The sequence below is a fragment of the Stenotrophomonas sp. B1-1 genome (assembly GCF_010894375.1).
In the GTDB taxonomy this organism is placed as follows: domain Bacteria; phylum Pseudomonadota; class Gammaproteobacteria; order Xanthomonadales; family Xanthomonadaceae; genus Stenotrophomonas.
Genome location: NZ_JAAIUZ010000001.1, coordinates 78,126 through 91,483 on the forward strand (window position 1 = coordinate 78,126; position 13,358 = coordinate 91,483).

General features: G+C 67.9%; 12 protein-coding genes. 10 read left to right on the forward strand and 2 right to left on the reverse strand.

Annotated elements, in window-relative coordinates:
* The first annotated feature begins 63 nt into the window (after positions 1-63).
* Positions 64-840, forward strand: a complete 777-nt coding sequence (locus G4G00_RS00375; protein ID WP_164270639.1) for a lytic transglycosylase domain-containing protein — start codon at positions 64-66, stop codon at positions 838-840.
* 6 nt (positions 841-846) lie between these two features.
* Here G4G00_RS00375 and G4G00_RS00380 read toward each other — a convergent pair whose 3' ends face one another.
* Positions 847-2,340 (reverse strand): hypothetical protein, encoded by a 1,494-nt coding sequence (locus G4G00_RS00380; protein ID WP_164270641.1) that lies wholly within the window; start codon positions 2,338-2,340, stop codon positions 847-849.
* 151 nt (positions 2,341-2,491) lie between these two features.
* On the opposite strand from G4G00_RS00380, the gene G4G00_RS00385 reads away from it, so the two are divergent.
* Positions 2,492-4,573: an NHL repeat-containing protein gene (locus G4G00_RS00385; RefSeq protein WP_108752029.1), complete on the forward strand. Its 2,082-nt coding sequence runs from the start codon at positions 2,492-2,494 to the stop codon at positions 4,571-4,573.
* On the opposite strand, the gene G4G00_RS00390 is transcribed toward G4G00_RS00385, so the two are convergent.
* Complete coding sequence (locus G4G00_RS00390; RefSeq protein WP_108752030.1) at positions 4,551-4,955, reverse strand: YciI family protein; 405 nt, start codon at positions 4,953-4,955, stop codon at positions 4,551-4,553. The two genes, G4G00_RS00385 and G4G00_RS00390, sit on opposite strands and share 23 nt — an antisense overlap.
* A gap of 773 nt (positions 4,956-5,728) precedes the next feature.
* Between G4G00_RS00390 and G4G00_RS00395 the strand changes: the two genes are divergently transcribed.
* The 8 genes from G4G00_RS00395 (at position 5,729) to G4G00_RS00430 (ending at position 13,243) form a co-directional block, all read left to right on the forward strand.
* A complete protein-coding gene (locus tag G4G00_RS00395) occupies positions 5,729-6,142 on the forward strand; it encodes a YciI family protein (protein ID WP_108752031.1) in 414 nt (137 codons plus the stop codon).
* Between the two features lie 69 nt (positions 6,143-6,211).
* Positions 6,212-6,631, forward strand: coding sequence for a VOC family protein (locus G4G00_RS00400; RefSeq protein WP_108748350.1), 420 nt, complete (start codon positions 6,212-6,214; stop codon positions 6,629-6,631).
* Between the two features lie 33 nt (positions 6,632-6,664).
* Positions 6,665-7,075 (forward strand): VOC family protein, encoded by a 411-nt coding sequence (locus G4G00_RS00405; RefSeq protein WP_108752032.1) that lies wholly within the window; start codon positions 6,665-6,667, stop codon positions 7,073-7,075.
* Between the two features lie 44 nt (positions 7,076-7,119).
* Positions 7,120-8,382 (forward strand): sigma-70 family RNA polymerase sigma factor, encoded by a 1,263-nt coding sequence (locus G4G00_RS00410; protein WP_164270643.1) that lies wholly within the window; start codon positions 7,120-7,122, stop codon positions 8,380-8,382.
* Between the two features lie 105 nt (positions 8,383-8,487).
* A complete protein-coding gene (locus G4G00_RS00415) occupies positions 8,488-9,684 on the forward strand; it encodes a hypothetical protein (protein ID WP_164270645.1) in 1,197 nt (398 codons plus the stop codon).
* Positions 9,675-10,775 (forward strand): hypothetical protein, encoded by a 1,101-nt coding sequence (locus G4G00_RS00420; RefSeq protein WP_108755292.1) that lies wholly within the window; start codon positions 9,675-9,677, stop codon positions 10,773-10,775. The genes G4G00_RS00415 and G4G00_RS00420 overlap by 10 nt, the downstream gene beginning before the upstream one ends.
* Before the next feature lie 100 nt (positions 10,776-10,875).
* The gene (locus G4G00_RS00425) at positions 10,876-11,550 is read left to right on the forward strand and encodes a hypothetical protein (protein ID WP_108752036.1); all 675 of its coding nucleotides are present in this window, start codon (positions 10,876-10,878) and stop codon (positions 11,548-11,550) included.
* 16 nt (positions 11,551-11,566) lie between these two features.
* Positions 11,567-13,243 (forward strand): CsgG/HfaB family protein, encoded by a 1,677-nt coding sequence (locus G4G00_RS00430; RefSeq protein ID WP_164270647.1) that lies wholly within the window; start codon positions 11,567-11,569, stop codon positions 13,241-13,243.
* Positions 13,244-13,358 lie beyond the last annotated feature (115 nt).

Sequence of the window (13,358 nt, forward strand, 5' to 3'; positions counted from 1 at the left end):
GACCCCATTCACCCGACCCCATTCACCCGGATTTAGCGGGCGCGGCCGGATCATCCGGCCGCCATGTTCCCCCGCCGTGCCGCCGTTGCGCTGTCGCTGCTGCTGGGCCTGTGGCCTGGCCTGGCGGCGGCGCGCACGGTGTACCGCTGCGTGCAGGGCAACACGGTCAGCCTGGCCACCGCGCCCGAGCCGGGTTCGCGCTGTACGGCAAAACAGATTGACGACAACGCGGTGCAGGCGCCCAACCTGTGGGGCAACATGGGGGTGTTCAGCGGCGTGCTGTACGAGCGCGAGCAGGACGGCACCCTGGTCTATTCCACCCGCAACCTGCCCGGATCGCGGGTGTACCTGAAGTTCACCGTGGCCACGCCGCCGGGCGAGCCGGCCCATGAAGGCCTCGGCAAGGTCGGCGCGCCGCAGCTCGCACCACATGCAACGCAGTTCAAGGCAGCGGCCAAGGCCACCGGCGTGGACGATGCCTGGCTGCGCGCGATTGCCCATGCCGAAAGCAACTTCGACGCGCTTGCCGTTTCGTGCAAGGGCGCGCAGGGCGTGATGCAGCTGATGCCTGAAACCGCGGTGGAGTACGGCGTGCGTGATCCATTCTCGGCACAGCAATCGATCGACGGCGGCGCGCGCTACATGCGCAGCCTGCTGCGCCGCTACAACGGCGACCGCCCATTGGCGGCGGCGGCCTACAACGCCGGCATCGGTGCGGTGGCCCGCTACAACGGCGTGCCGCCGTATGCAGAAACCCTGGCCTACGTGGAGAAGGTGATGGCGCTGTACGCGCGCTACCGGCAGGCCATGGGCATCCGCAGCGAAGTGCCGGCGAAGTAGAGTGGTTCAGCGCGAAGACGCGTTTCCATACAGCGCGTAGCGCTCCACCCGGCCTACCTTGGCAATGGCCGCGCGCACATCGGCACGCTGCTTCAGCTGCCGCCAGCGTGCATCGATCTGCACTTCGGTGGGCAGCGACGGGTAGACGCGCATGTCCTGCAGGTCCAGCAGGGCTTCGTTGCGGTCATCGGGTGATTGCAGCAGGCCGATCAGCGCAGCGGCTGCACCGTCCAGGTCGCCTTCTTCCAGCAGCATTTCCCGGTGGAAGGTGCGTGCCGTGTCGCGGTTGCGCACCAGGGTGGCCCGCGCGCTGGCTTCGGCGGCGGCGTCGCCACGCTTGCGTGCGGCCAGGAAGCCCACCAGCGCCTGCGCCGATTCGCCATAGGGGCTCAGGTCGTCCAGCCGCGCCAGCACCGACACGGCCTCGTCCAGCTGGTCGGTGGCAGCCAGCATGAAGGCCAGGTTGATGATGTGGTCGACATGGTCCGGCCCGCATGCACCCACTTTCTCGGCCAGCCGAGCCGTGGCCACGGAATCGTCCAGGCGATCCAGCCGACGCAGCGCGATCATCCGGTTGCTCAGCAGCCAGGCCAGCCATTGCGCCTCGGGGCCATTGGGCAGGTTGCCTTCGGCCACGAATCCGGCGATGCCGTCGCTGAACTGCACGACCTGCTCGTTCTCGCCCAACATCAACTGGGTGGAACTGAAATCGACCAGCGCGGCGTCCAGGCTGCGATCGAGCAGGCTGGAAACACGCAGCTCGTCCAGGTACTGGCGCGCTGCGCGCTCCGGGTCATAGCGTGGGTCATCGCGATCCACGTAGCGGTCGAAGCGCTTGTCGCTGCGCAGGGTGATCAGTTCCAGCGGTGTACGGACGCGTTCAAGCGTGGCCGCTACATCGCGGCCCGAATCGGTGTCGACCTGCAGGCTGGCCAGCAGCACCCAGAAGGCGCCTGGCTCCAGTCCATCACTCTTCCAGCCGTTGTCGAACAGGGCCTTGAGCACCTCGCGCCGGCGCGCAGGCTGGTCGCGCAGCGTGTACTGCAGGAAGCTGACCATCTGGGTATCGAATTCGAGCGGCTCGCGCGCATGCGCCGTGGCCTGCAGAAGATGGGTGACGGCCAGGTCGTTCTGGTCTTCGCTCAGATCGACCCACACCAGCGGCATCAAGGCCTCTACGTCGCCCGGATCGACCGCCAGTGCCATCTGCAGGTAGCGGCGGGCCAGAGGGTTGTCATGCTGCAGGTACGCGGTCATGCCGCCGACGCGCGCACCTTCGGCACGGGCTTCGGGTGCGAGTATGCCCAACTGCGGATCGTCGATCAGTTTCTCGAATTCGACCATCGCGCCCAGCGTATTGCCGCTGGTGGCGGTGCTCTGCGCGTTCTCCCAGCGCTGCTGGAACGTGGTGGCGGCGGTGCTGTCGGCAGCCCCCGCAGCAAAAGGCGCAGCCAGCAGGATGGCGGACAGCGCAAGTGGCAGCAGGCGGGCAGGGGACATGGCGGTTCCATCCTTGGCGTGAGCGCTGATTGAAACCCGCCGCGCGGCTGGCGGCAAGCAAGGGCCGGGTAGCCGGCGCTGCAGGTGGTGGCACAACGACAGTGCAGCGACTATGGTCGTGGGCTGAAATCGGCAGGGATGATGCGTAGCGATGGCACAGCGGCAGTGGTGGATGGTGGGCGTGGTGGTGGTGACGGCAGCGGCGTTGGCCGCCACCTGGTGGCCTGACCGGGACCCCGAGGCATCCGCACCCGCTGGGCCGCAACCCACGCCCCTGGCCTGGACGGCGCAGATCGAAACGCTGGCCGGCGATGGCCATCCCGGCAATCGTGATGGCGCGGCCGCGCAGGCGCGCTTCGCCGACCCCTACGCGGTGGTGCGCACGGCGCAGGGCGCGGTGTACTTCACCGACGCCGGCGACAACAACCGTATCCGCCGCTGGTGGCCCGATGGCCGCGTGCAGACCGTGGCCGGGCAGGGCGAGGGGCGCGTGGACGGCCCGGCGCTGCAGGCCAGCTTCCACACGCCTTCGGGCATTGCCGCCGATGCGCAGGGCAACCTGTACGTGGCCGACACCGGCAACCACGCGATCCGGCGCATTTCTGTCGACGGGCAGGTGACCACGCTGGCCGGCGGCGAGCAGGGGTATGCCGATGGACCCGCCGCACAGGCACGCTTCGATGGGCCGATGGGCATCGCCGTGGATGCGCAGGGCCAGGTGTTCGTGGCCGATACCTGGAACGACCGCATCCGCGTGATCGGCACCGATGGCCAGGTGCGGACCCTGGCCGGTGGCGACCGCCCGGGGTTCACCGATGCGATCGGTGGCGAAGCGCGGTTCGATACCCCGGTGGCGCTGGCCTTCGATGCGCATGGCGCGCTGCTGGTGGCCGATCTGTTCAACAACGCGGTGCGCCGCGTGGGCGCCGACGGCGCGGTCAGTACGCTGGTGAGCAGTGGTGGGGTGATGAACGCCCCGCTGTCGTTGGCCACGACCCACGATGGCGTGCTGTACGTAGGCGACCTGGATGGGCGCGTGCTGCAGATCACCCCGCAGGGCCACCAGATTGCGCTGCTGGGCAACGACCGCCTGCCCCGCCTGGCGCGGCCCAGCGGTCTGGCCGTGGATGCCGATGGCAGCGTGCTGGTGGCTGATTCGACTGCCTACCGCCTGCATCGCCTGCGCCCGCTGCCAGTGGGCGAGCTTCCTGCACCGGCCCTGGTGGGTCCGGCCGCCGATGCCGGGTTGCCCGATACGGGCGGACGCTGGCCGCTGGCACCGCAGGACGGCTGGCACGAAGTGGTGGGCACGCTGGGCGAGGTACGTGGCAACTTCAAGGGTGAGAGCCGCCACCACCTGCACGGCGGTTTCGATGTGCGCGGCGATGTGGGGCAGACCGTGCTGGCCATTGCCGAGGGCAAGATCAGCAGCCCGATCGCCGCCTGGAGCCTGGGCGGGCAGGGCGAAGGCCTGGCGGTGGATCGCCTGAAGTACATCCACATGCGCGTGGGCCGCACGCCGCGCGGTGAGCCCTTCGATGCACGCTGGCAGCCGCTGTACGCCGACGATGGAACGCTGGAGCGCATCCGCGTGCGTCGTGGTACGCGCATCCACGTGGGGGATCGGCTGGGCAGCATCAACAGCCAGGCGCACGTGCACCTGGCACTGGGCACCGGTGGTTTTGAGACCAACGCGGTGGCACTGGGCTTCCACAACTACGCCGACCACTTCGCCCCGCGTATCACCGACGTGGCGTTGCTGGACGACAACGACCAACCCATGGCGCCGGGCAGCGACGGCGTGGTGATGGTGGCGCGGCAGGGGCGTGGGGTGCAGATCGTGGTGGAAGCGTGGGACCAGGTGGACAACAACCTGCCACGCCGCCGACTGGGGCCGTACCAGGTGGGTTACCAGATCCTGGATGGCAACGGCCAGGCGTTGCAGGGCTACGAGCAGCCGCGCTGGAACATCGTGTTCAACCGCATGCCGCCACAGAATCTGGCGGCGAAGGTGGCCTATGCACCGGACAGCGGCATTACCGTGCACGGCAGCGCGGTTACCCGCTTCCGCTACCTGGTGACCAACACCGTGCGCGATGGCCTGATGGAAACCGGGCGCTGGCAGCCGGCGGCGCTGCCGCCGGGCGAGTACATCGTGCGTGCCAGTGCGCGTGACTACAGTGGCAACGAAGGCGTTGGCCGGCGCGAGGTCAGGGTGCGGCTGCTGCCGTAGCGGCGGGCGCGCCGCAGCGTTCGCGTTCGGCGTTCATGTCTTCCAGCGGCCGCACTTCGATGCTGCCGAAGCGTGCCCAGGGGAAGTCGCGGGCGATGGCCATGGCCTCGTCGCGGTTGCGCGCGACGATCAGGTTGAAGCCGGCCAGCAGTTCGCGGGTTTCGGCGAAGGGGCCATCGAGCACGCGGCTGTGGCCGTCGCGCACGCGCAGGGTCTGTGCGGTGTCCACCGGCTGCAGTTTCTGTGCGGCCAGCAGGGTGCCTTCGGCCTGCAGCTGGTCGGCGTGGGCCAGGCAGTCGCGCATCAGCGCGTTGAACTCTTCGCTGGGCAGGGCCTGCAGCAGGGCGGGCTCGATGTAGATCAGGAGCAGGTACTGCTGCATGGGATGGTCCTGGCGTGGCGGGCGGGGTGACCATGATGGCGCAGGTCTGCGCGGAATCATGCTGCAGCGCGAGAAGCGCGCCTTCGGCGGGGAACGGCGAACGGCGGAGCCCCTCCGTGGTGGGGTGGGTTGGGTTAGGTTGATCGCGGAAAGCTGGGCTTACTGGTTTGGGCCGGGCAGCCGGCTTTGCCGTGCCTGTCTGCCAGACGGCCAAAATCCCATCCCACAACACAGTTGCTCCATGGATGGATTCACGGCGTGTCCCGTGGCCCCACCCCCACCGGTCCAACCCAGAACCCCCAGCTTTCAGCGACCAACCCCACCCCACCACGGAGGGGCTCCGCCGTTCGCCGATCCCCGCCGAAGGCGCGCTCTACGCGAGGAAAAGAATCTGCCAGGAACGTGTCGATTCCCCGCTGTGCTTTTGCTTTCGCCTTTTTCTCTTGATCTACCGTGGTGGGTCAGCCGCGTGAACCTGTCCGAGGCCGGTGGGGGTGGGGCCGCGGGACCGCAGGCGCCATGGATGGCGCCTACGAGCCTCCATGGATGGATTTACGGCGTGTCCCGTGGCCCCACCCCCACCGGCCCAACCCAGAAGCCCCAGCTTTCAGCGACCAACCGCACCCCACCACGGAGGGGCTCCGCCGTTCGCCGACCCCCGCCGAAGGCGCGCTCTCCGCGGGAAAAATAATTTCCAGGAACCTGTCGATCCCCGTCCTCCTCGTTCGTTGTAAGAGTGAAGGGCGCGCCACTGCCGCCCACCGGAGACCGACATGAAAGTGATGGTGATCGTCAAAGCCAGCGCCGATTCCGAAGCCGGGCGCATGCCCAGCGCAGCGGAACTGACCGCCATGGGCGCCTACAACGAACAACTGGTCGCCGCCGGCATCATGCTCGCTGGCGAAGGCCTGCACGCCACCGCCCGCGGCCATCGCATTCAGTTCGGTGACGGTGCCCCGGCCGTGCAGCCCGGCCCGTTCGGCCCGGCCGAGCAGCAGATCGCCGGCTTCTGGCTGTGGGAAGTACGGTCGCTGGACGAAGCCATCGAGTGGGCGCGGCGCGCGCCGTTCAAGCACGGTGATGCCCTGGAACTGCGCCCGCTGATCACCGCCGAGGACTTCGGCGAGGCTTTCACCCCCGAATTACAGCAACAGGAACAGCGTCTGCGGAACCAGATCGACGCTTGAGCCCGCCGTAGTGCCATCGCCGGGTACGCCCCGGCACCCACGCCCCCGCCTTCCCAATGGAGCAATGCCATGAAACTGATTCCCTTCCTTGGCTTCAGCGGCCAGACCCACGATGCCATGGCGTTCTACGCCAAGGCGCTGGGCGGCCAGGTCACGTCGGAAATGAAGTACCGCGACATGCCGCCGTCCGATGAGCCCGGCTGCAGCGAGATGCCGCCGGAAACGTTGGACCACGTGGCGCACAGCCAGCTGGAGATCGGTGCGGCGATCCTGATGGCCGCCGATGGTCCCGGCGGCGAAGGTGGCAGCGCCACCACCATCAACGTGGACGTGGACAGCATCGAGGAGGCCGAACGCGTGTTCGCCGCGCTGGCCGAAGGTGGCCAGGTGCAGATGCCGATTGCCGAAACCTTCTGGGCACACCGCTGGGGCATGTTGATCGACCGCTTCGGCAAGCCGTGGATGGTCAACTGCATGAAGCAACCGTAACCGGCCCTCCCTTAAACCCAAGGAAAGCAGACCATGAGTGCAGCGCAACCGCAGATGATCTTCGTCAACCTGCCCGTGCAGGATCTGGAGGCGTCCAAAGCGTTCTTCAGCGCCCTGGGCTACCAGTTCAATCCCGCGTTCACCGACGAGAACGCGGCCTGCATGGTCATCAGCGAAAGCATCTTCGTGATGCTGCTGGTGAAGCCGTTCTTCCAGCAGTTCACCACCAAGGCCATTGCCGATGCACAGGCCAGCACCGAGGTGATCACCTGCCTGTCGGCGGACAGCCGCAAGGCGGTGGATGCGCTGGTGGACAAGGCGCTGGCGGCCGGTGCCCGCGAACCGCAGCCGGCGCGCGATTACGGCTTCATGTACCAGCGTGGCTTCCAGGACCTGGATGGCCATCTGTGGGAGATCGCGCACATGGACGGTGAACCGGGGTGAGCGGCACGCTTGTAGGGCCCGGCCGTTGATGCTGTGATCGGCACATGACCGAGCCCACCCTGACCCAGCGCATGGACACCCTGTGGCGAATGGAATCGCCCGTGCTGATCGCGCGCCTGGCACGGCTGCTGGGCGGTGACGTGGGCCGTGCCGAAGAGCTGGCCCAGGACACCTGGCTGGCCGCGCTGGAGCGCTGGCCGGCGCAGGGCATGCCGGACAACCCGGGGGCCTGGTTGATGACCACCGCACGCAACCGTGCCATCGATGTGCTGCGCCAGCACCAGCGGGTGGCCCAGCAGCACGCGCAGTGGGGCGAGCTGCTGCACCCGGCCGCGCTGCCCGCGCCCGATGACAACCACATGCTGGAAGACGACCTGGGCGACGATCTGCTGCGGTTGATGTTCGTGGCCTGCCACCCGCTGCTGCCGGCCGATGCCCGGGTGGCGCTGACCCTGCGCCTGCTGGGTGGCCTGACCACGGTGGAGATCGCCCGCGCGTTCCTGCAGCCGGAGCCCACCATCGCCCAGCGCATCGTGCGCGCCAAGCGCACGTTGGCGCAGAAGCAGGTGCCGTATGAGGTACCGCGCGCCGACGCGCTGCCGGAGCGGCTTGGTTCGGTACTGGAAGCGATCTACCTGATCTTCAACGAGGGCTACGCGGCCAGCGCCGGTGATGACTGGATGCGCCCGGCGCTGTGCGAGGAAGCCCTGCGACTGGCCCGCATCCTGGCCCATCGCATGCCAGCACCGCCGGTGCTGGGCCTGTTGGCGCTGATGGAACTGCAGGCCTCGCGCGCGGCATCTCGGGTGGACGCGCAGGGCATGCCGGTGCTGTTGGACCAGCAGAACCGCGCGCGCTGGGACTGGCTGCAGATCGCGCGTGGGCAGCAGGCGCTGGCGCAGGCCTTGGCCGCCGGCGGCCAGCACGATACCTACGTGCTGCAGGCGCAGATTGCCGCCTGCCATGCCGCCGCGCGGCAGGCGGTGGACACCGACTGGGCACGCATCGCGGCGCTGTACGCACAGCTGCTGCAGGTGATGCCGTCGCCGGTGGTGGCACTGAACCGCGTGGTGGCGGTATCGCGCAGCGATGGCGCGTTCGCGGCGTGGGCGCTGCTGCAGCCGCTGTTGGTGGATGCACGCCTGCAGTGCTATGCGCCGCTGCAGGTGGTGCGCGGCGAGCTGTTGCTGCAGTTGGGCAGGGAGGCAGATGCGCGTGACGCATTTGCCATGGCGGCGGCACAGACCCCCAATGCCGCCGAGCGCGCGGTGTTGCGGGAAAGGGCCGGCCAAGCCCCGGAAAACTGAAGCCGACCAAGGCAGCACTTGTGGGCGGGCGCCTGAGCGGCTATGTTTCGCGCCCAGCGAACGTGAACGCGTTCGCATTCCGTGTCTAGACCCAGGAGCGGTTGGATGTTTTCAAGGACGAAGAGCGCGCCGCGCGCTTTTGCGCGCCTGCTTGCCTATGCGTTGTGCCTGGCCGTCTGGCCGCTGGCAACCCAGGCCGCAGAGAAATCACAGCAGGCCTATTGGGCCGGTTTCGCCTATACCGCCGATGCCGCTGCCGTAAAGGCGACCACGCCGCACGCGCAGGCGGTGCTGGAATCGCGCGGCCTGCTGCCGTTGAACCAGACCCTGTGGCAGGCACTGCAACGCCGCAAGCCTGCGCAGCTGGAGCTGATCGACCAGCCGGTGGCCATGCTGGACGGCACCACCAGCGCTACCGTGCTGGCCGCCGCACTGGACCGCGAACTGGTGTCGGTCGAGCCGATCGGCAACCAGTACAAAGTGCTGGTGGAAGTGGCCCTGCAGGCGCTGTTCTTCGACTTCCGCGAGCGCCAGGTGATCGCGTCCTATCCGCTTACCCTGCAGCGCATTGACGTGCAGGATTACCGCCCGGACCGCGACGATATCGACGCGATCGTGGCCGACCTGCTGTACGGCAGCGCCGATACCAGCCTGTCGCAGGTGCTGGCCCAGGCCCTGGCCCAGGCCAGGTTGCCGGAAGCGGCCACGCGCCGCCTGCAGGTGGGCGCGGTCACCCTGTCCGATGCCACGCTGGCCAAGCTGCCGGACCCGAAGTGGGCCGACACGCTGCGCGCCACCCTGGCCCACGAGCTGTCCAAGACGCTGTCGTCCAACACCGGCGTCGGCCTGCTGCCGCCAGCCTCCGGCCAGGCGATCGGCGGTGCCATGGCCGCGCGCTTTGCCGACGGCAAGGTCTACCAGCTGAAGATTCCCGAGGCCGATTACCTGATCAGCGTGCAGGTGGATGCGCTGAAGAACGGCGTGATCGAAGAAACCCCGGCGATGAAGACGATGCTGTTCGGCGCGTTCTTCACCGCGAAGGTGACCGAGCCGTTCTCGGGCAAAGTCTATTTCGAACAGCCGCTGCGCAAGGGCGCCACCAAGGTGGTGCCGGTCACGCAGTGGCAGGTTGACCAGTGGTCGGCCAGCTACGAAACCCTGCTGGCGGGCTTTGATGCCTTCGCCGGCGCCGCCGCCAAGCGTGCCGATGCGCGCACCTGGCTGGACGAACAGAAGCCGGGCGGCCGCCCGTTGCAGCAGCAGACCCAAGCCCTCCAGGAGTTGATCAAGTCATGTCGTTGATGCGTACCATCCTGCTCGTCCTCATCGCCCTGGCGGTGGCTTCGCCGGTGGCGGCGCAGTCCGCCAGCTCGCGCGGCACCGGTTCGGCCAGCTACAGCCTGCGCCTGAGCGCCGGCACCCGTGCCGAAGCCCTGGAAAAGGCCAAGGTGAATGCACTGGAGGCGTACATCGCCGAAACCGGTGCGGCCAAGCTGCGCCTGTTCGAAGCGCGCCGCGCCGAGTTCATCGGTGAAATCGATCGCTACGTGCTCAGCGCCGTACAGCTGTCGGACAACGAAGACAAGAAGGCCAAGACCTACAGCGTGACCGTGCGTGCGGAAATCAACACCACGCTGCTGCAGACCAAGCTGGATGCCGGCTCGGCCGTGGCCGGCGCCACTGCGGCACAGCGTTCGCTGCTGACCTTCCTGTTCATGGCGCGCTCGCAGGACACCGTACAGTCGTTCCAGGACAAGGAATACCGCCGTGCCGACGTGAGCACCAGCTACAGCGAGAACACCCGCGAAGGTGATTCGTTCCGTGGCAACTCGGTCAGCACCAACGGCAGCATCAACCAGAACGGCTCGATGTCGGTCACCACCGGCGGCAGCACCACCGCGCGCAGCGACAACATCAGCTGGAAGGTGGCCAATGCGGCTGAAGTGAACACCGCCATGACCGGTGCCTTCAGCGCCGCCGGCTATGAAGTGGTGGAAGCGGAGTACGTGGAAGGTGAGTCGCGCGGCCTGCTGAACATCGAACGCATCCGCAAGGATTTCAGCACCGGCAACGATCTGGCCCCGGCCACCCTGCGCGATACCGCCAACGGCATCCGCGCGGCCAACATTCCGTACATCGCTGTGGGCACGCTGGACGTGGGCATGCGCGATCGCGATCCGGCCAGCGGCAACACCCGCGTGTTCGTCACTGTTACCGGCAAGGTGCTGGACGTGACCGGTCGCTTCCCGCGCACCGTGTCGTCGGTCGGCCCGGTGCAGTACTCCGGTACCGGCCCGAACGAAACCGTGGCCCGTACCAACGCGCTGCAGCTGGCTGCTGAAAAGGCCGCGCAGCAGATGATCAACGAACTGAACGTCAAGGCGGTTCGCTGATCCACCACCCCGGTGGGTGCCGAGCTTGCTCGGCATCGCCCCGGGGTCACCGATTCCCCACGTGCCGCACCGCGGCCGTCTCTCTCATAAAGGAAATTCCATGATCCGCACTACCGCTCTTGCCGTGGCCATTGCCGCCGCCACCCTGTCGATGCCGGCCCACGCTGGCCTGGGCAAGCTGAAGGATCTGGCTGGTGCCGCCACCGGCACCTCCGCCAGCGCCTCCAGCGCCGCCGCACCGGATGAAGCTGCACAGGAAGCGCTGGTGCGCCGTTTCGTCAGCTCGCAGTCGCATTCGCTGCAGGCACAGACCTCGTTCGCCCGCGCCTTCGGCCTGGCCGAGCAGGTGCAGCTGCTGGAAGCCGAGCGCCAGGCGCTGTCGTCCGGTTCGGTGAGCGTGGATGCCATGAAGAAGTCCGTCTCGGTGAGCGAGTCGGCCCAGGCCGCCATCGATGAGCGCGTGGCCGCGCAGCCGGAACTGAGCGCCGAATCGAAGCAGCACTACGCCGAAGGCCTGGTGTCGATGCTGGCCTCGGCTGCCGAAGCACAGAAGCTGGGCGGCGAAGCCGGCAACTTCACCGCGGGCATGAAGAACCTGGGCGCCACCCAGCTGGCCACCGTGGGCCGCAAGCTGGCTGCCGGTGCGTGGGTGGCCAAGGAATCGCCGGGCTTCATCAAGGGCCTGTACAGCTCGTCCAAGTCGGCCGTGACCTTCGCCAAGAAGAGCAAGGTGAAGGTGCCGTCCAACGCCGATTCGCTGCTCGACAGCCTCTGATCGCAGGTCCATGTCCATGCGCACCACCACCCGACTGATCGGCCTGGGCCTGGCCGCTGCCTTGCTGGCGGCCTGTGGCGACAAGGAAGCCCCGGCGGCAGACACCGCGCCGGCCCCCGCCAAGGAAAAGGCGGCCAGCGCGCTGGCCAGCAACGCACCGGCCGATGATGCGCCGTTGCGCGGCACGCCGGATTTCGGCGGCACCACCCAGGTTGCGCGCGAGGCCGACGGTATCGGCAGCACGCCGGAACTGGCGGTGCTGGCCGCCCTGCAGTCGGCGGTGGCGCAGGTCAATGGCGTGCGCGTGGCCAGCCAGATGCAGGGCCTGCGCGCAGGCCTGCATGTGGACGTGGATGGGGAACACGTCGGCGATATCCGCGCCGATGCGTTCACCCAGCAGATGATTGCCGGCTCGCAGGGCGCGGTGCTGGGCTATGAAATCCTGTCGCAGGACGAAGTGCGGCAGCTGGATGAAGAGACCATTGCCCGCGTGCGCGCCAGCGATGAAGGCTGGAGCTTCAAGGGCTCGGCCTCGGCCAGCGCGTCGGGCCAGGCCTCGGCGAAGGCCTCCGGCGGCGGTGGTTCGGCCGAAGCCAGCTACAAGGAAAACTACGAAGAGAACGTGCAGGTGGACGCCAAGCGCGGCGCCAGTTCGTTCGATTCGGACGTGACCCACCGCAGCATGCGCAGCTACTGGAAGGTGCGCGTGCGTGCGCAGATTGCCCAGTACCGCGCGCCGGACGAGCAGGGCAAGCCGAAGATCGTGGTGGCCCTGCCGCGCACCAAGTCCGGCAGCTATGCCGTGGGCGATGGTCGCGTGGATGCCGGCGAAGTAGCCGATGCCATTCGCGCACGCCTGTCCGATACGCTGACCCAGACCCAGCGCTTCATCGTGCTGGACCGCGAATTCGGCGATGAACTGCAGGCCGAGATCGACCACATCAACAGCGGCAATGTGCGCCTGCAGGACACCGCACGCATCGGCCAGCAGTTGGCGACCGATCTGATCCTGATTCCCACCATCGAACGGTTCGAGTACCCGCGCAGCGTGCGCAACCTGCGCATGTCCGATCGCCAGGTCACCTCGTACTCCGGGGGCGGCCGCATCACCCTGCGCCTGGTCAACGCCACCACCGGCCAGGTGGTGATGTCCGACAGCTTCGACCACCAGCTGGCCTCGACCGGCCCCAGCACGCTGCCGCGCGTGGTCAACGGCCGCAACATGGCCGCTTCGATGATGGAGTCGTTGTCCGGGCAGATCGGCACGACCATCGTCACCACGCTGTTCCCGGTGTCGGTGGTGTCGGTGGACGGTGACCAGGTGGTGCTGAGCCAGGGCGGTGAAACGCTGCAGGCCGGCCAGCGCTGGCAGGCCGTGCGCCTGGGCGAAGAACTGAAGGACCCGCAGACCGGTCGTTCACTGGGCCGCAGCGAGCACCCGTGCTGCACCATCCGCGTGGATCGCGTGGCCGCGCAGACCTCATACGGCACCATCGAAGACGGTGTGGACGCCACCCGTGGTGGCTTCCGCCCGGGCCAGATCGAGCTGCGGCAGAAGCTGGGCAGCAAGTCGGCCACCGCGGCTGCCACGGCAAGCGCATCGGCGGCACCGGCCGCCAGCGCGCGCCCGGCGGCCAAGCCCAAGCCCAAGGCCGCTGCCGCTGCCGCACCGGCAGAAGACCCGAACTGGTAAGACATCGCGCGGGGTCAGATCCCTTTCCCATCGGGAAAGGGCTCTGACCCCTTCGTGTTACCAGAGCGAGACGTCAGTCGAGCATGGCTCGACTCTACAGGGGGGCGGGGCGCAG

Bases quoted from the DNA above. Each gene is read 5' to 3' on its own strand.
- G4G00_RS00375 (WP_164270639.1), top strand. From the start codon at position 64: ATGTTCCCCCGCCGTGCCGCCGTTGCGCTGTCGCTGCTGCTGGGCCTG.
- G4G00_RS00380 (WP_164270641.1), bottom strand. From the start codon at position 2,340: ATGTCCCCTGCCCGCCTGCTGCCACTTGCGCTGTCCGCCATCCTGCTG.
- G4G00_RS00385 (WP_108752029.1), top strand. From the start codon at position 2,492: ATGGCACAGCGGCAGTGGTGGATGGTGGGCGTGGTGGTGGTGACGGCA.
- G4G00_RS00390 (WP_108752030.1), bottom strand. From the start codon at position 4,955: ATGCAGCAGTACCTGCTCCTGATCTACATCGAGCCCGCCCTGCTGCAG.
- G4G00_RS00395 (WP_108752031.1), top strand. From the start codon at position 5,729: ATGAAAGTGATGGTGATCGTCAAAGCCAGCGCCGATTCCGAAGCCGGG.
- G4G00_RS00400 (WP_108748350.1), top strand. From the start codon at position 6,212: ATGAAACTGATTCCCTTCCTTGGCTTCAGCGGCCAGACCCACGATGCC.
- G4G00_RS00405 (WP_108752032.1), top strand. From the start codon at position 6,665: ATGAGTGCAGCGCAACCGCAGATGATCTTCGTCAACCTGCCCGTGCAG.
- G4G00_RS00410 (WP_164270643.1), top strand. From the start codon at position 7,120: ATGACCGAGCCCACCCTGACCCAGCGCATGGACACCCTGTGGCGAATG.
- G4G00_RS00415 (WP_164270645.1), top strand. From the start codon at position 8,488: ATGTTTTCAAGGACGAAGAGCGCGCCGCGCGCTTTTGCGCGCCTGCTT.
- G4G00_RS00420 (WP_108755292.1), top strand. From the start codon at position 9,675: ATGTCGTTGATGCGTACCATCCTGCTCGTCCTCATCGCCCTGGCGGTG.
- G4G00_RS00425 (WP_108752036.1), top strand. From the start codon at position 10,876: ATGATCCGCACTACCGCTCTTGCCGTGGCCATTGCCGCCGCCACCCTG.
- G4G00_RS00430 (WP_164270647.1), top strand. From the start codon at position 11,567: ATGCGCACCACCACCCGACTGATCGGCCTGGGCCTGGCCGCTGCCTTG.